Here is a 20604-nt window from a genome sequence, read left to right as displayed (position 1 = left end):
CCGAATGAAAAAACTTATTATCCCCATCAGTGCCCTGTTTGTAGTAGGATTATCTTACGCACAGACAACTGTACCAAGCAACACTGAAAACTACATTTACACAAAAGTTCATTTATCTGATCCCGCGGAGCAGACTCAAAAACAAATAGAAACCGTTCAGTATTTTGATGGACTCGGAAGACCTAAGCAGGCAGTAAGCGTAAAAGCTTCACCTGCCGGAAAAGATGTTGTGACCCATACAGAATATGACGGTTTTGGAAGACAGGTAAAGGATTTTCTTCCTGTTCCACAATCTGTAACGCAGAACGGAACCATCTACACTACCCCATTAGCCAACGCTACACAGACTGATATTTACGGATCAGAAAAAATCTATGCAGAGAAGATATTGGAAAATTCTCCTTTAAACAGAATTCAGCAGCAAATACAGGTGGGAACACAATGGGTGGCAAAACCCGTGAAATTTGATTACGAAGCCAATACCGCAGAAGATCTGGTAAGAAACTACCAAACCTCCACCACATGGAATGCAGGCAATAAAATGTTTGTATCTTCTCTACAAACTCCTCAGTATTTTTTGGCAGCCAAATTATACAAGAATACCGTTACAGATGAAGATGGAAATAAAACCATCGAGTTTAAAAACGGCAGAGGACAGACCTTATTGATAAGAAAAGTAATTTCTGCAACAGAAAATGCTGATACGTATTATGTTTACAACGAATACAATCAGCTGGCTTACGTTATGCCGCCACTGGCCTCAAAATCAGGGTCAGTAGATCTGGCTACATTGGATAATCTCTGCTATCAGTACAGATATGACAGCAAATATAAACTCGTTGAAAAGAAAATCCCCGGCAAAGGATGGGAATATATGGTCTATGATAAACAGGATCGTTTGGTGGCAACACAGGACGCCAATTTAAGAACTCAAAACCAGTGGTTATACACCAAATATGATCAGTTCGGAAGAGTTGCCATTACAGGAATCGGAACCGGCTCATCAAGAATAGAGGAACAAAACATGGTTGATGCATTAGGATCTAATAATGTAAACCGTGTATCGACCGCACCCTTTAGCAGACAGGGAATGGATGTCTATTATGGAAATCAGGACAGCACTTATCCCAATTCTACAAAATGGGTGACGATATTATCGTTAAACTATTATGATACCTATCCAAATTATAGTTTTAATCCTACATTCCCGGCTTCCATAATCGGAAAACCGACCCTGACGGATAATCCTGCAAATACAGGAAAAAGTACCAAAGATCTTCCTGTAGTAATTTTGGTGAAGAATATTGAAGATGATAACTGGACAAAGAATTATTCTTATTACGATACCAAAGGAAGGGCTATTGGTAGTTATTCTATCAATCATTTAGGAGGTTATACCAAAACAGAATCTGAGCTTGATTTTGCAGGTGTTGCCAAACAAAACATCACCCGACACAAAAGATTAGATTCTGACACAGAAAGAGTGATTGTTGAAACTTTCGACTATGATCATCAGAACAGGTTACTTGTCCACAAACATAAAGTAGATAATAACACCGAAGAGATCTTAGCTCAAAACGAGTATAACGAACTTTCGCAGTTAAAAAACAAGAAAGTCGGCGGAACCAATATCGCAACTCCACTTCAAACCATTGATTATAAATACAATATTCGGGGCTGGATGACCAAGATTAATGATCCTGCAAACTTAGGCAATGATCTATTTGGATATAAAATCAATTACAATACAGTTGAAGGTTTGGAAACTCCTAATCTTGATTATTCAGATCTTAAAGTAAAACCTAAATATAACGGTAATATTGCAGAGGTAAGCTGGAAAACATTAACACAGGAAAATGATCCTTTAAAAAGATATGGATATTCTTATGATAATTTAAACAGGCTTTCAGCAGGGTTTTATCAAAAAGAAGGCAATGAGTCGGCAGGAGAATATTTTGAAAAACCGGATTATGATCTTAATGGAAATATCACAAGATTAAAAAGATCGGAAGGTGTTTTAGTAGGAACCAATACGGCAATGGTTATCGATAATCTTAAATACGACTACCTAGGAAACAGATTGACAAAAGTAACCGAGGAACAAGTTGGAAACAGTAATGGCTACCCTTATCTGGCAGCTCCAAATATGATTACTTATGACAATAATGGCAACATGACTGCCCATAAGGATAAAACTATAGCTTCTATTGCTTACAATTATCTTAACCTTCCAAATTTAATAACCGGGGTGCCTGGTAAAACAAGGAAAATAGTATCCAGTGTTTACAGAGCAGATGGGGTAAAGCTTTCTAAAGTAATAAGTACAATACAAGATACCAATACTACAGATTATATTGATGGATTTCAGTACAAGTTCTATACGGGTTCTGTTACACCAATGAATTCTATGGGATTACAGTTTGTGCCTACTTCTGAAGGGTATTTTGATTTCACTAATAATTCCTATATTTACAATTATACAGATCATTTAGGAAACGTGAGATTAAGCTATTCGGATACCAATAAAGATGGGTTGATACAACCTCGACAATACCATGTGCAGGAATGTGATGGTCCGTGGGATCCTATGAATCCGCCAAATTGTATAGATTACTGGAAGCCCGGTGAAATCGTAGAAGTAAATAATTATTATCCTTTTTGATTGTTGCATAATTATACTTTGACTACTCAGAATCCATATCAATATAAGTACAACGGAAAGGAATTGCAGGAAAATGGAATGTATGATTACGGAGCGAGATTCTATATGCCCGACTTAGGACGATGGGGAGTTGTCGATCCTTTAAGCGAAAAGGGACATAATTTTTCACCTTATAATTATGCAATAAACAACCCAATAAGATTTATTGATCCTGATGGAATGTGGATTTCTATTACAGATGGAGATAACCAATACCGTTATTCAAACGGACAAACACAACACCAAGTAAACGGAAAATGGGTAGCGATAGATAAAAGCATAAATCTATCTGACAATGTAACAGAAATTATAATGGGGCTTCAAGCATTAGAAAAGGGTGGAGATACTGGTAAAGATTTAGTATCTTATTTTGACAATGATAAACATGATGTAAATCTTACGTACGCAAAAGGAGAATTTAATGCTGGTAAACAAAACTCCGATCCAATAAGATTAGATCCAAAAATATCAAACAAGTTGCCACAAACAAATGGATATCAGGAATCTCCTTTTTTTGTAAACCTTGGACATGAATTGGCACATAAGATGGATCCCTCTAAATATGTATTATTTGGAACTTGGACTGATCCAACAATAAGTGCAGGAGAAATCTATGCGAGTCATATTGAGAATATGGTCAGAGCAGAAAATGGATTACCTCTAAGAGTTTCCTATGGAGTTAATTTAAATAATAAAATTGCTAATGGAGTCGATCATAGAACAATACTAATCGACAGTACAGGAAACAGTGTTTATTATAATAATTACGGAAAAAATATACGTTTTGACATGAAGCCAGGTGACCCATATGATGCTTATCTGGATTGTATAGGATGTGGGAAACCTTTATCGAATAGATTTAATTATTATAATAACGCCAAAAAACAAAAAAAATGAGACTCTTTTTAATAGGTATTTTTTTACTTCTTGTTACTTCTTGTAAAGCACAGAATAATCAAAATTTAGAATCTGAAATTATTTCTTTTTTTAAAATTAGTGATAAGGATATTCAAAATTGTCATAAAGAAAGTGAAGAACTTCGAAACAAAAAAACTGAAGAATGGATTATTGATAATATTTATGATCAGTGTATTGCTTATTATGAGCATTTTAATTTCTACAGAGATAATACTCTAAAAATGTTAAAAAAAACTTCCAATGATAAAGATTTTTTAATTATTAATTATATCAGTGATAACATATACATACCACGCAGAACAAAGACTATTTTGAAAACTGAAAATAATTACTATGGTTTAAAACATTATACTGATGATAGCAATGATAATTTAATTGAAAAGGACGAAGGGTTTGAAGTCAGTAAATATGATGTAGAAAATATTCAAAAAATTGATGAATATTTGAGAGCAGGTAAATCAGAATACATCAGTGATAAAATTAAATCAGATGTTGGATATATAGGTAGTTGGTATATTGTAACAAAAATTAATGGTAAGATCAAAATGTTAGAATTATTTAGAATTAAATAATAACGTGGTAATGCCCGTTACGCAAAGCCTGTGACTTTGAGTAGATAAAACTAACCCATCGCAATTGCGGTGGGTTTTGTTTTTATAATATTGCAATATTTTTACGAATACGCTTTTGTTGTTTTACAATCACGGATTTTAGGCGTGTCAGAAATTCCTGTAACATTGCCAATCGGTCAAAGAGGAGGCGCTCCTTATCAAGCTACATATACACCTACAATAGGATTTTATAACACAACAGGCTCGATTATTAAAATAGATTTCTCTACATTTAAAAAAGCAGTAGAAAAAATAAATAAATAATATGAAATATCTAATCTTTATAGTCATTTTATTAAATTCATGTACATCATATATAGATGTTCCTAAAAATAATCTAAATAATAATTATGTAGTTTTCGATTATAATAATAACCAAAATAATTTTAAGTATATAAATAAAGTGAATGCTACAGCAGATCATGAGGTGTACTACACAACAAATTTTTCAATTTCATTACCAAAAAAAATCATTAACTGGAACATCGTTGATAATAATTTCTTCTTTGAATATGACAGTAAACAATATATATATATTCATCTTATAAAAATGAAGGAGAAGAATCTGATAATTGGATAGAATCTGAAATTAGCCCTTCTGAAATTGATAAAATCTTGAATACTTACTGGCAAAAGCGAAGTTATAATGAAAATTATTTACTTAATAATCACCCAGGAAGAATTTCTAAGCTTTATAGTAATGGTAAATATAAAATTTTGCTTTATAATATAAAGGCTCAAAATTTTCAAATATTTAATAAAAGCTCAAAAACATTTAGTGTAAATAAATGATAATATTTCAAAGATTGAGAATGTTCCAAAGTTAGTGACATTACATTATGATAGTGACAGTAACGGTTTTTAAGATAAAAAATATGCTAAAAAAAATATTACTTTCTTTTTTATTATTGATAGTTTTTACTATTCAAGCTCAGCAATCATATACTTTTGATTACAAGTTAAAAATTACAACGTATAATAAAAAACAAAGGAAAGAATTTGGTGATTTAATCTATTATTATAATTCAAAAGATTCGTCTTATACAATGCAATTATATAATAATATAGATGGCAAACTCTTTGTGCATCAAGAAAATAAACTTGCTTTCTACAAATTTAATTCTTCAGCCAATAAAGGTGAAATTAATTTTACGGATTTTAAAGAATATTCATTAGATGGTAAATTAAATATCAATAAAATCATTGTTGAAAAACTTGGTGAAAATAAATATTCTATATTTTGTTTCGAGAAAGAAGAAAGCAAAAAACCTTCTCTTAAACTAATCGTAAATCTAAAATTGGCGGAAACCAATCTAATTAGGTTTTATTACTTTGATTCTGGTTACAAAATAGAAAAAATGTTAATTGACAGCCTCCAAGAAAAATTAGGAGATAATTATATCATTGAAGATTATACTGTAGATTATATGAATGGCTTTGCCCCCCATTGTATGATTGAAAAAATAGAAAAAATAAACCAGAAAATAACCATTCCTTAAAATAGGGTAATGTTCCAAAGTTAGTGATTAAAGCAATTTCAAAAACGAACTCATTGAAATTCAAATAAAATTTAAAACAATAAATTCCAAAACCAGAGTAGATAAATTTCTACTCTGGTTTATTTTTGTCGAAAAAAACATATTTAAATGATTGAGGATCATACTAGATGTTTCAGAGTTAGTGATACTGGAATTTGTAGTCACTGTTATTCCGGAAATATTATAAAAAATGGAACTACAAAAACAAAAAAGCAGCAGTATTTCTGTAAAAATTGTAAGAAAAGGTTTTTAGATTATTATACTTATCATGCTTATCAGAAAAATATTAATTCACAAATCGTCAGCCTTACCAAGGAAGGATTGGGTATTAAAAGTACTTCTCGAATATTAAAGATTTCACCAACGACCTTACTGAAAAGAATTATTGAGATTGCTAATACTATTATTAATTTCAATTTTGAAAATATATTTCTGGACAAAATATTAATAAAATTTATTAAAAACACTTTTTATAAAGATAAAAAACGCCTTTTTATGAGACTTTAACTTTAAATTAAATACTAAAATTAAACATAGAGCGTTAATCTTTCAACATTTAATTATTTAACAACTTTCAGTCCTAAAATCTCTATGGATTCTTTATACAATTTTTATAAAAAACATTGTCTTATATACTATTATTCGTAAAAAACCATTTAGATTTGCATAATTAATATTAATAACAATAACTTATGAAGAAACTTTCTACTTTTTTAGTACTTCTTCTGTGTCTGATTAATGTAGGCTTCCTGTCGAAAGCCTATGGACAGGCACCTGCAACACTCCCCTACACACAAAATTTCTCGACAGCAAATGATCTTACCTTAACCAACGGAACTCAGCCAAACAAATGGTCTTATGGTTCTGCGACAGGTAATGCAGCAAATTCTCTTTATATCTCTAATGATAATGGAGTTACTAATGCTTACACCATTGGAGGTGCAGCAAGTACAGTCCAGGCTTATAGAGATATAACAATTCCTGCAGGATCTACTACGGCTACGATTACATTTGACTGGAAATCTTTGGGTGAAGGAAGCTGGGATTATTTAAAGGTTTGGATGGTACCCACTACCTACACTCCTACACCAGGTACTTTAACGACTGCAGGATCAGGAAGAATCCAGATTGGTGGTGAATTTAGCAACCAGACTGCTTGGCAAACGTATCTTAACACGAATCTTAACATAAGTAGTTTTGCCGGAGGCACAATGCGTCTGTTATTCGAGTGGAGAAATGATGGTGGCGGCGGTACCAACCCTCCGGCTGCGATTGACAACATTAACTTGTTTATTCCAACTTGTTTTGTGCCTACACCAACAGCTCCGTCTGCAATTACTGCTACGACAGCTACAATTTCATGGACGGCTCCAACTCAGGTTCCTGCAAATGGATATGCTTATTATTTAAGTACATCAAGTGTTCCTCCTACTTCTGCTACGCTTCCTACAGGAGGTGTTGCAACAACAACTGCAAACTTAAATCCTCTAACTCCTAATACTACTTATTACTGGTGGGTACGTTCTGTATGTAGCCCTACTGACAATAGTATTTGGGTGGCCGGTGCAAGTTTTACAACAGGACAGATCCCAACTACGATCCCATATACTCAAAACTTCAATACGAGTAACGATCTAGGATTTACAAGTGCCGGACAGACCAATAAATGGGCTTATGGTTCAGCTACAGGTAATGCAGGAAACTCTATTTATATTTCAAATAATAATGGAGTTGCCAATGATTATACAATCTCAGGTGCTGCCAGTGTAGTACATGCTTACAGAGACATTACAGTTCCTGCGGGTACAACTATTGCTACCTTAGCATTCGACTGGAAATCTTTAGGAGAAAGCGGATGGGATTTCTTAAAAGTTTGGATGGTTCCTACAACTTTTATGCCTGTTGCCGGAACTCAAATTACTGCCGGAACAGGAAGAATCCAGGTTGGTGGTGAATTTAGTAACCAAACTGCTTGGCAGACTTATCTTAATACAAACGTAACATTAACCAGCTTTGCAGGCGCAACAATGCGTTTAGTATTTGAATGGAAAAATGATGGCGGTGGCGGTACTACTCCTCCAGCTGCTGTTGATAATATCAACTTATTTATTCCAACTTGTTTTGTACCTACAGGAATGACTGTGCCTACTGTAGCAGCAACAAATGCTACTATTAGCTGGACAGCTCCAACTCAGGTTCCTGGAAATGGATATGCTTATTATTTAAGTACATCAAGTACCCCACCTGTTGCTGCAACAGCACCTACAGGAACTTCTGCTACAACGACGACAAACTTAACTCCTTTAACACCGAATACAACTTATTACTGGTGGGTACGTTCTGTTTGTAGTTCTACTGATAACAGTATTTGGGTTGCCGGTCCTAGCTTTACAACAGGGCAAATACCTACAACACTTCCATATACTCAGAATTTCAACACTACGAATGACTTAGGATTTACAAGTACTGGTCAAACAAATAAATGGACTTATGGATCTGCAACAGGTAATGCTGCTAATTCAGTTTATATCTCTAACGATAATGGTGTAACTAATGCTTACACAATTTCAGGTGCTGCAAGTGTAGTACACGCTTACAGAGATATTACGATACCTGCCGGAACAACGATTGCTACTTTAGCATTCGATTGGAAATCACTAGGTGAAACTGGATGGGATTTCATAAAAGTTTGGATGGTTCCTTCAACTTTCATGCCTGTTGCCGGAACTACAATTACTGCCGGAACAGGAAGAATCCAAGTTGGTGGTGAGTTTAGTAATCAAACTGCTTGGCAGACTTATCTTAATACAAACGTAACATTAACCAGCTTTGCAGGTACAACAATGCGTTTAGTATTTGAATGGAAAAATGATGGCGGTGGCGGTACCAATCCTCCAGCTGCTATTGACAATATCAACTTGTTTATTCCTACTTGTTTTGTACCTACCGGAATGACTGTACCAACAGTTGGAGCAACGAATGCTACAATTAACTGGACGGCTCCTACTCAGGTTCCTGCAAGTGGATATCAATATTATTTAAGTACATCAAGTGTTCCGCCTGTTGCTGCTACAGCACCTACAGGAGCATCTGCTACAACGACGACAAACTTAACTCCATTAACACCGAATACAACTTATTACTGGTGGGTACGTTCTGTTTGTAGCCCTACAGATCGCAGTCTTTGGGTTGCCGGTCCAAGTTTCACAACAACACAGATACCAGCAACTATTCCTTATCTTCAGGATTTCACAATCAGTAATGATTTAGGATTTACAAGTGGAACTCAGATTAACAAATGGTTCTACGGTACTGCTACAGGAAACACTGGAAAATCTATCTATATCTCAAATGATAACGGTGTTACCAATGCTTATACTATTTCTGGTGCAGCAAGTACGGTTCATGCTTACAGAGATGTTACTGTTCCTGCCGGAACTTCAATTGCTACCTTATCATTTGATTGGAAAGCTGTTGGAGAAAGTACTTGGGATTATTTAAGAGTTTGGTTGGTTCCAGCATCTTATATGCCAGTTGCCGGTACTCAAATTACTGCCGGTGCAGGAAGAGTTCAGTTAGGAACTAATTATAATCAACAAACTACTTGGCAGTCATATTCTAATACAAACTTAAATATCAGCACTTTTGCAGGTACTACAATGCGTCTTGTATTCGAATGGAGAAATGACGGCGGCGGCGGTACCAATCCTCCTGCTGCTGTTGACAATATTGTAATACGTGTCTGTAGTAATGCAACACCAGTAGTAACAGTAACACCTGCTTCTATCACTTATAATTCTGCAACTATTACTTGGCCTCAGGATATCGGTGGTGCTAGTTATAGCATCAGGTATAGACCTGTTGGTTCTACAGCACCTTGGTCTACAGCGAGTGTAGCTGCCGTAACTACAGCAAATAACACTTATAACTTAACCAACTTACTATCTGCAACATTGTACGAAGTAGAAGTAGCAGCAGTTTGTAATGCTACACCTGGTGTATTCTCACATAATCAGTTTACAACAAAATGTGATCCTACTCCACCAAATGTTACAATAAGTAATATTACTACAACTTCAGCATTAATTACTTGGGCTCCGCTTGCGGCTAGTTCATCATATACATTAAGATGGAGAAAAGTAGGTACTACAGGATGGCCAAATGCTGAAATAGCTTTACCATTAGCTCCTGCAAATACATATACACTTCAAAACCTTGATGTTTATACTTCATATGAAGTACAGATCGCTAACAAATGTGACGGAACTACTACACTTAACCCTTGGTCTAACCCTAAAGTATTTACGACTGAGAGAACATGTGATATAGCTCCTCCAGGATTAACGATCACTAACCTTACTCCTACTACAGCAGTTGTGGTTTGGGATCCGTTCCCGGGAGCAACTTATATCTTAAGATATAGAAAAGTAGGTATTCCGAGCTGGACAAATGTATCAGTTTCAACGAATACTCTTACATTGACAGGGTTATTAGAATTAACTAAGTATGAAATGCAGGTTGCAAATATCTGTAGTGGAACTCCTGGTACTTTCACTCAGCCATACTTATTTACAACACCAACGATAACTTACTGCCCAATGTCTTCTACAAGTGCTGCTAATGAATTTATTTCAAAAGTAACTGTGAAGCCGAATGGTAAGCCATTAATGGAAAATACTTCAGTAGGATCTACTTATACAGATTATACAAATGTTCCTACTAAATTCATTGAATTAATTCAAGGATCTACAGGAAACGAGATTGCTATTGAAAAATCTTGGTTAGGTACTAACAACAATGAAGGTATTGCTGTTTGGATCGACTTCGACAGAAACGGAACTTTCGATATTAATGAAAGAATCCTTGCTTCAGCTCCAAGTACAACAACTCCTGTTAAAGGAACGTTCAGTGTACCAACTGATGCATTCGTTAGCTTAACAGATTACAAATATGTAGTAATGAGAGTAGCAATGCAGAGAGACGGTATTCCTGTAAACTGTACAAGTTTTGCAAACGGAGAAGTTGAAGATTATACCGTGAGAATTTCGAAACAAGCTGTTCCTAATGCAACAAACCAGACGGATATCATGATTTATCCTAACCCGGTAAAAACTGTATTGAATGTAAAAAATACAAGTTCAAGATCTAATTATAAGATCTACAATGCAGCAGGACAAGTAGTATCGGCGGGAATTATCTTAAACAACAAGATCAATGTAAGTAATTTGATCAACGGAGTTTACGTAATAGACATCGAAGATATTAAGGGTACTGCCCAAAAGAAATTCATCAAAGAATAATATTTAAATTATCTTTAAAATAAAATAGGCTCTCAGAAATGGGAGCTTATTTTTTTGTATTGATATCAAGAAGTTTGTCACATTTTAAACATAAAAAATCCCACTTTTAAAAAGTAGGATCATTATATTTTAAGCTAAAATAGATTACTTAAGATAGGTTTCATAAAGATCAGTTCTTCTGTCTTTCATAACCTGAACAGAGCCGTTGTAATGAAGATCTTTCAGTAAATTTAAATCCACGTCAACGATCAATGTCATTTCGGTATTGGGTGTTGCCTCCCCTTTAACAGCATTGGATGGAAAAGCAAAATCTGAAGGCGTAAACACGGCAGCCTGCCCGAACTGGATGTCCATATTATTAACCCCAGGAAGATTACCTACACAACCCGCAATCGCAACATAACATTCATTTTCTATTGCTCTTGCAGCCGCACAATGGCGAACTCTGATATAAGCATTCTGTGTATCGGTAAGATAAGGTACAAACAAGATCTTCATACCCTGATCTGCCAAGATTCTCGGAAGTTCAGGAAACTCTACATCGTAACAGATTACTAGACCTATTTTTCCGCAGTCGGTATCGAAAACTCTTATTTCATTTCCACCTTTCATACCGTAATATTTTCTTTCGTTCGGAGTAATATGAATTTTTCGGTACTCATCAATCCTTCCGTCTCGGTGAAGAAGATAACTCACATTATAAAGGTCATTATTTTCAAAAACCGGCATACTTCCGGAAATGATATTTACATTATAACTGATCGCTAATTCTGATATTTTATTCTTGATCTCTTCTGATAATTTTGCCAACTCAATCATACTGTCTCTTTCCGAAAGTTTATTGAAAGGAGCTAATAAAGGCGTGTTGAAAAGTTCAGGGAACAGAACGAAATCAGACTTATAATCTCCCATCACATTTACAAAAAATTCAACCTGCTCATAAAAAGCATTAATATCTTTGAAATGTCTCATCTGCCACTGAACCAACCCCAGACGAATGATGCTGTCCTGCATCGTATTTGGTTTTTTGCTGTAATATACATTATTCCATTGTAGCAATACGGCATTTTCTCTTGAGGATTCATCTTCCGGAAGATACTTTTTCAAGACTCTGATCGGTAGAAAATTATTTGATAACTGAAAAGACAAAACCGGATCATAGATCTCTTTATCTCTTACCTTTCGGATGTAATCTCTAGCCGAAAGTTCGTGGCTGTATTTATGGTAGTTCGGAATTCTTCCACCCAAAATAATGGATTTTAGATTAAGTAATTCGCAAAGCTCTTTTCGGGCATCATACAGCCTTCTTCCCAAACGTAATTCACGATATTCCGGGTCAACAAAGACTTCTATTCCATACAAAACATCTCCTGTTGATAAATGGGTATTGAAAGTATAATTTCCTGTGATATCACTGTAAGTATGTTCATCTCCAAAGTCATTATAATTAACGATAATGGAAAGTGCAACGGCAGCCAATTTTCCATCTACGGTGATACAGATTTGACCTTTAGGAAATATTCTTGTCAGTTTTTCTATACTTTTTTTTGACCATATAGATTCTGACATTTGAGGATAAGCACGCTTCATTGTTACGACAAGTTCTTCATAATCCTGAACAGTCAGGGGACGTGTTTCTATTTGCATTTAATGTAATTTTACCTAAATTTAAGGAAAAAATAATTGATAAAAGTTTTCGTAAAGTTTAATTATTATGAAAAAACTAGTAATAAAGCTGTTTAACTTTTCCTTTTTATTCTTGTTACCGCAACATTTTTCATATCGTATAGATTTAGACAATAATTTTTCCGTATTATTTTAAAACCCAATTATAGCAATGGTTTGGGTGCTTCGACTCCGTTCAGTATGACATCGCTAATACTATGTAGAGATCCTTCCAGGATGACAAACAGAGTATTGAATTGATTAGATAAATTGAAAAGCGACAAACACCCTAGCCCTGATTGGAGCGACATCCTTTTTGGTTGCGGTCGGAGCGAAGCGGAGACCGTAACCAAAAAGATACAGCGGAAAGCAGGAAATTGCTCCTTATAAAAATATTAAAAGCACAATTCGACGAAGTCAAAAAGCTTCAAATAATAAATAATACTGTTCGACTTATTCAAATTGCTCCTCAAAAATAATTAAGCTAAAAAACAAAAAAATCCCGCCCAAAGGCAGGATTTATATTTAAAATTCAAGTCAAAATTATTCCCACTCAATCGTTGCAGGTGGTTTGCTTGAAATATCGTAAGCTACTCTGTTGATCCCTCTTACTTCGTTGATGATTCTGCTTGAAACAGTATCTAAAAACTCGTAAGGAAGTCTGCTCCACGTTGCTGTCATAAAGTCGATGGTGTTGGCAGAACGAACAACCGCAGTATACTCATATGTTCTTTCATCACCCATCACTCCAACAGATTTTACAGGAAGTAAAACTACGAATGCCTGAGAAACTTTCTCGTAAAGATCATTTTTATATAATTCTTCGATGAAAATATCATCAGCTTCCTGAAGAATTTTTACTTTTTCAGCATCTACAGCTCCCAAAATTCTGATTCCTAAACCTGGACCAGGGAAAGGGTGCCTGTGTACCAAATGATGAGGAATACCTAATTCTTCCCCAACCTTTCTTACTTCATCCTTGAAAAGCTCTCTCAAAGGCTCCAACAGCTCAAATTCCATTTCTTCCGGAAGTCCGCCAACATTGTGGTGAGACTTAATCACTGCTGAAGGTCCGTTTACCGACTGACTTTCGATAACGTCAGGGTAAATTGTTCCTTGAGCTAAAAATTTAGCACCTTCGATTTTATGAGACTCTTCATCAAAAACATGAATAAATTCGTTTCCGATGATCTTTCTTTTTTGTTCAGGATCGTCAACTCCGGCTAATTTAGATAAGAATCTTTCTGAAGCGTCAACCAATTTAATATTCATATTAAAATGCTCGCCGTAATTTTCCATTACTTTTACGTCTTCATTCTTTCTCAATAAACCTGTATCAACAAAGATACATTGCAACTGATCACCGATCGCTTTGTGAATTAAAACAGCTGCTACAGAAGAATCTACTCCTCCTGAAAGACCAAGGATTACTTTATTGTCACCTACTGTTTCACGGATTTCTGCAACTGTTTTTTCGATATAGTTGGTCAGTTTCCAGTTTTTCCCTGCATTACAGATGCTGAAAACGAAATTTTCCAACATTTTACCTCCTTCCTCAGTGTGAGAAACCTCAGGGTGGAACTGTACGCAATAGATTTTCTTATCTTCATTAGAAATAGAAGCAATTACACCAGATTTTGCATTCAGTTCAAAACCTGTCGGCAATTCTCCAACCTCATCAAAGTGACTCATCCAAACTACAGAGTTTTGAGTTACCCCTTTTAACAAAGAACTTTCTTTAATGATATCTAAATGAGCTTTTCCGTACTCTCCTTTTTCACCTTTATTTACTTTTCCGCCTAAAAGGTGTGCTGTTAACTGCATTCCGTAGCAAATTCCCAACACGGGAATTCCCTGCTCGTATAATTCTTTTTCAACTAAATGAGCATTTTCTGCATTCACAGAACTGGGACCGCCGGAAAGAATAATTCCTCTCGGCTGCTTTTCTAAAATAGTTTCTAATGGCGTATTGAAAGGTAAAATTTCAGAATATACACCCATCTCACGGATTCTTCTTCCGATAAGCTGGTTGTACTGAGATCCGAAATCTAATATGATAATACCGTTATTCATTTTATAATTGATAAATGATGATTGATAAATGATTTTTATCCGGGTTTCACCCGGAGCTATTATAGTTTCGCCCCTTCAGGGCTCACCTTAAGTGTCTTTAGATCTTGCTTATTCAGCCCGATCCTATTGATGAAACGTTTTACAAAAAAAGACTTGGAAATGTTCCAAATCTTTTTTTTGATTTTTATTAAAACTTCCCGATGTCTTCTCTGTAGAAACTGTAATCGAAGTGTACATGTCCTGCATCTTCGTATACTTTCTTGCGGGCATCATCGTAAGTTGCTCCTGTAGCCACAATGTTGAGTACTCTACCACCATTGGAAACGACTTTGTCGCCTTTTTTGATAGCTCCTGCATATAACAGCTGACTGTGTTTTACTTTATCTTCGCCTACGATCTCAAAACCTGTTTCAATATTTCTAGGATAACCTCCTGAACACATTACAAGACAAACTGCTTTTTCGTCTTTAAATTTAAGTTCGATGTCTTTTCCTTCCATACAGTCGTTGATAACGTCTAACAGATTGTTTTCCATTAAAGCCATCAATACCTGAGTTTCAGGATCACCGAATCTCATGTTGTACTCAAGAAGGTAAGTTCCTTTCTTAGTTACCATCAATCCGAAGAAGATAATTCCTTTGAAACTGAAACCTTCAGCTTTAAGACCTTTTACAGTAGGTTCTAAAATATTTTGTTCGAAATCTGCAGCGTGTTCTGCTGTAAATTCCGGGCTTGGTGCCACAGATCCCATACCTCCTGTGTTCGGTCCTGTATCACCGTTTCCAGCTTTTTTGTAATCTTTTGCAGCAATACAAGGGAATAGTTTTTCACCGTTTGAGAATGCGATAATAGAAGCTTCAAAACCTTCTAAAAATTCTTCAATAACCAAACGGATACCTGCGTCTCCATAGATTCTTCTGATCATGAAATCGTGGATCGTAGCTTCAGCTTCTTCCAACGTGTCGCAAATTACAACACCTTTTCCACCTGCCAAACCACTAGCCTTGATCACTAGAGGATATTCCTGAGTTTGTACATATTCTTTAGCTTCGTTATATGAATCAAATACGACAGCTTTTGCTGTCTTGATATCATAGGTCTGCATGAATTTTTTAGAGAAAGCCTTACTTCCTTCAAGACTTGCTACTTTTTGATTCGGACCAAAAACTTTAAGATCGTGCTTCTTAAACTCATCCTTCAACCCTGCTACAAGCGGAGCTTCAGGACCTACGATCGTAAGATCTACTTTTTCTTTAATGGCAAAATCTCTAAGTTCTTTAATCTCTGATAAATGAACATTTTTCCCTATTACATCGGTAGTAGCGTTTCCGTTTGCAAAAAACATTTTAGAAACTCTTGAGTCATTTTGAAGTTTAGCTGCCAAAGCAGACTCTCTTCCACCTTCACCTATGATTAATATTCTCATACTTTATTTAATTAACTAGTCTATAATATTACAAATATATAATTTTGAATGTTAAAAAAACAATCTCAAAATATAATTTTAATTCTATTTTAATTAATGGAAAAAATGTCTAACACCAGTAAACATCATCGGAATGCCATGCTCATTTGCTGCTTCGATGCTGTCTTGGTCTTTTACACTTCCTCCCGGCTGGATAATAGCTGTGATGCCTTCCTGAGCGCAGAAATCAACCACGTCACGGAAAGGGAAAAACGCATCAGAAGCTAAAACTAGATCTCCTGTGAATTTTCCTTTCGCTCTTTCAATTGCCTGTTGAGTCGCCCAGATTCTGTTCACCTGTCCGCCACCAATTCCGAAAGCCTGAATTCCGTTTGAAACAACAATTGCGTTTGATTTAACGTATTTCACTACTCTCTGAGAGAAAAGCAACGCTTTCTTCTGCTCTTCTGTCGGCTGGGTTTCAGTAACCACTTTAATATCATCAGAGAAGATACTGTCGTTGTCCTGAACTAAGATTCCGCCATCAACCTTCACCCAAGTTTGCTTGTCAGAAACAGGGTTAACGATTTTTATAATTCTTAAATTTTTCTTTTTTCTTAAAATTTCTAAAGCATCCTCATCAAAATCAGGAGCCATAACGATTTCCAAGAAAGTTTTGTTTAATTCTTCAGCTGTTGCAGCGTCAACCTTGTAGTTGGTAGCAACAATTCCGCCAAAGATAGAAATAGGATCACACTCAAAAGTTTTTTGGTACGTTTCCAATGCTGAAGTTCCGATCGCAACTCCACAAGGTGTAGAATGCTTCACTGCACAACAAGCCATTTCTTCTTTGAATTCGTTTACCACTTTCCAGCAAAGATCCATATCACGAAGATTATTGAAAGACAATTCTTTACCTCCCAATTGTTCGAAATCTTTCATTGCTCCGTTCTCGAAAGTAGAAACATAGTAAGCAGCCGTCTGATGTGGGTTTTCACCATATCTAAGGTCAGAAACTTTTTTGTAAGATGCATTAAGATAAGTTGGATAATCTTCATCTAAAAGTATTCTTGAAATAGCAGCATCATAAGCCGAAGTAAGATTGAATACTTTACCCGCTAATTTTTTACGTGTTTCGATGTACGTATCACCGTTTTGTTCCATTTCAATTTTTACTGCTGCGTAATCTTCAACATCAGTAATAACCGTTACAGAATCAAAATTCTTAGCTGCTGAACGAAGCATTGACGGACCTCCGATATCGATAAACTCTACCTTTTCATGTAATGAAATGTCTTTGTTAACATTTTCAAAGAAAGGATAAAGGTTTACGATAACCATGTCGATCAAATCAATTCCATGTTCTTTAACCGTCTTCATGTGTTCTTCACTTGAACGAACAGCCAACAAACCTCCGTGAACTTTCGGGTGTAAAGTTTTTACTCTACCGTCCAACATTTCAGGGAAATTAGTAACCTCATCAATCTGAATTGGATTTAAACCAGCATCTTTCAAATGTTTGAATGTCCCTCCTGTAGAAATTAATTCGTAATTCTGGGCTTCCAAAAACTGTGCAAATTCGATCAATCCGCCTTTGTCAGAAACACTGATTAAAACTCTCTTTTTACTCATTTTACTTTCAATTTTTTACTTTTCACAGCTATTTCAAACTGTAAACCGGGTCTTTCACCTCCGATTTTACTTTATTTTACTTAGATTTTTTGCTTTTTTTTCGAAATATTTAAAATCTAAATGTGTTTTTTACGTTCTGTTTGTCATGCTGGAAGCATCTCAACTATGCTTAGATTCCTACGGAATGACAAACTGGATATTATTTTTAACGCAAAGAGCGCTAAGTTTTTTTATTAATGCTGAATGTTTTTAAGTTCGCAAAGGCATTTCACTCAGCAAAGGACTGATTAGTTTCCTAATACTTTATTGATCGCTATTGGGAAAATTTCATATTCAACTAAATGAACTTTTTCCGCTACCGTTTCGGGAGTATCATCTTCTGTTACTGGGAATGATTTTTGAAGAATTGCTTCTCCTTCATCGATTCCCGGAGTTACAAAATGTACGGTTGCTCCACTTTCTTTTTCCTTAGCTTCAATAACAGCATTGTGAACATGATGTCCCCACATTCCTTTTCCTCCGTATTTTGGGAGTAAAGCCGGATGGATATTGATTATTTTTCCGCTCCATTTTTCACAAAACTCAGGTTTTAAGATTGATAAAAATCCTGCCAATACGATTAAATCGGTATTTTCAGGGATAATTTTACTCAATTCGCTACTGAAGTTTTTTCCTCTCGGAATCAGAACATTTTCTATGTTATGATTTTGCGCTCTTTCCAATCCGTAACATTCTCTGTCGGCAATCACTAAAGATACTTTTGCATTCTGGATTTCTCCATTATCAATGGTATCAATGATTCTCTGAAGATTGGAACCTGAACCAGAAACAAGTATAACTATGTTTTTCATTAATTTAGAGGTTAGATACTAGATTTTAGACTAAAAGTTTGGCGTCTGATATCTTAAACCTGATGTCTTTTTAGAATTTTAAATCAATTTTTTCGCTTCCTTCTGTAATTTCTCCGATTTCGTAAGCATCGTCTAGAAGGTGTAATACTTTTTCTGCGTGTTCTGCATCAACTACAACGATCATTCCGACACCCATGTTGAATGTTCCGAACATCTCTTCACGAGCTACTCCACCTCTTTTTTCCAATTCCAACATAATACTTGGGATTTTGATTTTTGAAGCATCGATTGAAGCACAAAGTCCATCACCGATAATTCTTGGAATGTTTTCGTACAATCCACCACCCGTAATGTGAGCGATACCTGCAACCTGAACTTCTTCAATCACCTTGTGAATATCTTTGTAATATAATCTAGTTGGAACTAAAAGTGTTTCGTATAAAGGTTTTCCTTCAAATTCTTCTTCGAAATTCGGGAATACTTTTCTTACCAAAGAGAATCCGTTTGAGTGGAATCCTGAACTTGGTAGCGCAATAATTTTGTTACCCGGTTTGATTTTAGAACCGTCAATAATCTGATCTTTTTCAACAATTCCTACGCAAAATCCTGCAACATCATAATCTCCAGGCTGGTACATCCCCGGCATTTCAGCAGTTTCACCACCGATCAATGCGCAGTTATTGTCTTTACAAGCTGCTACCATTCCTAAAACGATCTCAGCAGCGATCTCAGAATCCAATTTTCCGCAAGCCAAATAATCTAAAAAGAACAATGGTTTTGCACCGTGACAAAGGATGTCATTCGCACACATTGCAAAACAATCTACTCCGATAGAATCGTATTTTTTAGAATCTAAAGCTACTTTCAGCTTCGTTCCTACTCCATCAGTTCCTGAAACCAAAACAGGATTTTTGTATCCTCCGATTTCATAGAAAGCCCCAAAACTTCCCAAATGATTCAATACATTTGAATTGTGAGTTTCCCCAACCGCTTTTTTGATCTTGTCAACGGTTTTGTATCCTTCTTCTTTGTCTACTCCTGCTGATTTGTACGTGTTGCTCATGTTTTATTTAGATATTAGATGTTAGATTTCAGATTTCAGACCATTAGTCTGGTATCTGACGTCCGATGTCTTTTTGTCTTTTATTTATATACTTTTTATATCAATTTTAGAAAATAAAAAAGCCGACAATCTTGGTAGATTATCGGCCGTTATTTTATCTCAGAATTTCAGTGCCCACAGTTTTTCCTTTTATGGAGAAACATTCTTTGAAAGTGGACTGAATTTTCATCTTTTTTCTTTTTGCAAAGATATTAATTTTAAATTAATATTCAAACCTATTTTTCAAGGATCGATTCAATAGCCGAAATCTTCTGAATTTTTTCTCTTAATTCGTTGTCTTTCTCTTCATTTGAAATTTTTTGAGCCACTTTGTCAAAATTATCATTAAAGAAAGGAAGTGTAAATGTATCAACGATGTTACCTCCATGCGACGGAAAACGTTTTTCTGCTGCTTCCAGAACACCTAATCCACCTCTTCCTCCCGGAGCTGTAGCCATCAACAACATCGGAACTTCGTTCCAAACTGTTCTTGGTTTGATTCTTGAAGTCCAGTCGAACACATTTTTAAATGCTGTAGAATAGGTTCCGTTATGCTCAGCAAGAGCAACCAAAAGTACATCTGCACCATCAATTTTTGCTGCAAAATCTACTGCCTGTTGCGGAATTCCGCTTTCCACTTCTCTTTGATGTTTATAAATTGGCATTGCAAAATCGTTCATATCAACAATTTCCACTTCTGCGTTTTCGAATAATGTTGTGGCGTACGTTACCAATTGTCTATTGATTGATGCATCAGAATTACTTCCTGCTACTGCTAAAATTTTCATTATATTTTTATCTGTTTTAA

At 35.4% G+C, this 20604-nt stretch carries 11 protein-coding genes and 1 pseudogene; 5 read left to right on the top strand and 7 right to left on the bottom strand.

Going from position 1 to position 20604, the window contains the following annotated elements:
• Positions 1-4: 4 nt before the first annotated feature.
• From EG348_RS15705 to EG348_RS15675, 5 genes and pseudogenes are all read left to right on the top strand, one after another.
• Positions 5-2884: pseudogene (locus EG348_RS15705) on the top strand (DUF6443 domain-containing protein); the annotation flags it as partial.
• A 710-nt stretch (positions 2885-3594) separates the two neighbouring features.
• Entirely contained in the window at positions 3595-4191 is a 597-nt protein-coding gene (locus EG348_RS15695; protein ID WP_123983930.1) for a hypothetical protein, read from the top strand.
• A 304-nt stretch (positions 4192-4495) separates the two neighbouring features.
• Positions 4496-4810 (top strand): hypothetical protein, encoded by a 315-nt coding sequence (locus EG348_RS15685; RefSeq protein ID WP_123983928.1) that lies wholly within the window; start codon positions 4496-4498, stop codon positions 4808-4810.
• Between the two features lie 295 nt (positions 4811-5105).
• Entirely contained in the window at positions 5106-5729 is a 624-nt protein-coding gene (locus tag EG348_RS15680) for a hypothetical protein (protein WP_164463308.1), read from the top strand.
• A gap of 731 nt (positions 5730-6460) precedes the next feature.
• Positions 6461-11068 (top strand): fibronectin type III domain-containing protein, encoded by a 4608-nt coding sequence (locus tag EG348_RS15675; RefSeq protein WP_123983926.1) that lies wholly within the window; start codon positions 6461-6463, stop codon positions 11066-11068.
• 144 nt (positions 11069-11212) lie between these two features.
• Here the strand turns inward: EG348_RS15675 and EG348_RS15670 are convergent, their stop codons facing one another.
• The 7 genes from EG348_RS15670 to EG348_RS15640 all read right to left on the bottom strand — a co-directional run bounded on the left by EG348_RS15670 (position 11213) and on the right by EG348_RS15640 (position 20584).
• Positions 11213-12715: a carbon-nitrogen hydrolase family protein gene (locus tag EG348_RS15670; RefSeq protein ID WP_123983925.1), complete on the bottom strand. Its 1503-nt coding sequence runs from the start codon at positions 12713-12715 to the stop codon at positions 11213-11215.
• 561 nt (positions 12716-13276) lie between these two features.
• Positions 13277-14806: a glutamine-hydrolyzing GMP synthase gene (gene guaA, locus EG348_RS15665; RefSeq protein WP_123983924.1), complete on the bottom strand. Its 1530-nt coding sequence runs from the start codon at positions 14804-14806 to the stop codon at positions 13277-13279.
• Positions 14807-14993: 187 nt separating this feature from the next.
• Positions 14994-16232, bottom strand: a complete 1239-nt coding sequence (gene purD, locus EG348_RS15660) for a phosphoribosylamine--glycine ligase (RefSeq protein WP_123983923.1) — start codon at positions 16230-16232, stop codon at positions 14994-14996.
• 93 nt (positions 16233-16325) lie between these two features.
• Positions 16326-17843: a bifunctional phosphoribosylaminoimidazolecarboxamide formyltransferase/IMP cyclohydrolase gene (purH, locus tag EG348_RS15655; protein WP_123983922.1), complete on the bottom strand. Its 1518-nt coding sequence runs from the start codon at positions 17841-17843 to the stop codon at positions 16326-16328.
• 287 nt (positions 17844-18130) lie between these two features.
• Positions 18131-18694, bottom strand: a complete 564-nt coding sequence (gene purN, locus EG348_RS15650) for a phosphoribosylglycinamide formyltransferase (protein WP_123983921.1) — start codon at positions 18692-18694, stop codon at positions 18131-18133.
• A gap of 70 nt (positions 18695-18764) precedes the next feature.
• Entirely contained in the window at positions 18765-19757 is a 993-nt protein-coding gene (purM, locus tag EG348_RS15645) for a phosphoribosylformylglycinamidine cyclo-ligase (protein WP_123983920.1), read from the bottom strand.
• Between the two features lie 275 nt (positions 19758-20032).
• Positions 20033-20584, bottom strand: coding sequence for an NADPH-dependent FMN reductase (locus tag EG348_RS15640; RefSeq protein WP_123983919.1), 552 nt, complete (start codon positions 20582-20584; stop codon positions 20033-20035).
• Positions 20585-20604 lie beyond the last annotated feature (20 nt).

Source organism: Chryseobacterium sp. G0201 (genome assembly GCF_003815655.1).
Lineage (GTDB): Bacteria > Bacteroidota > Bacteroidia > Flavobacteriales > Weeksellaceae > Chryseobacterium.
This window is presented reverse-complemented; position numbering and strand designations above follow the sequence as displayed.

Bases quoted from the DNA above. Each gene is read 5' to 3' on its own strand.
- purD (WP_123983923.1), bottom strand. From the start codon at position 16,232: ATGAGAATATTAATCATAGGTGAAGGTGGAAGAGAGTCTGCTTTGGCA.
- EG348_RS15695 (WP_123983930.1), top strand. From the start codon at position 3,595: ATGAGACTCTTTTTAATAGGTATTTTTTTACTTCTTGTTACTTCTTGT.
- purM (WP_123983920.1), bottom strand. From the start codon at position 19,757: ATGAGCAACACGTACAAATCAGCAGGAGTAGACAAAGAAGAAGGATAC.
- EG348_RS15675 (WP_123983926.1), top strand. From the start codon at position 6,461: ATGAAGAAACTTTCTACTTTTTTAGTACTTCTTCTGTGTCTGATTAAT.
- EG348_RS15640 (WP_123983919.1), bottom strand. From the start codon at position 20,584: ATGAAAATTTTAGCAGTAGCAGGAAGTAATTCTGATGCATCAATCAAT.
- purN (WP_123983921.1), bottom strand. From the start codon at position 18,694: ATGAAAAACATAGTTATACTTGTTTCTGGTTCAGGTTCCAATCTTCAG.
- EG348_RS15680 (WP_164463308.1), top strand. From the start codon at position 5,106: ATGCTAAAAAAAATATTACTTTCTTTTTTATTATTGATAGTTTTTACT.
- EG348_RS15670 (WP_123983925.1), bottom strand. From the start codon at position 12,715: ATGCAAATAGAAACACGTCCCCTGACTGTTCAGGATTATGAAGAACTT.
- purH (WP_123983922.1), bottom strand. From the start codon at position 17,843: ATGAGTAAAAAGAGAGTTTTAATCAGTGTTTCTGACAAAGGCGGATTG.
- guaA (WP_123983924.1), bottom strand. From the start codon at position 14,806: ATGAATAACGGTATTATCATATTAGATTTCGGATCTCAGTACAACCAG.
- EG348_RS15685 (WP_123983928.1), top strand. From the start codon at position 4,496: ATGAAATATCTAATCTTTATAGTCATTTTATTAAATTCATGTACATCA.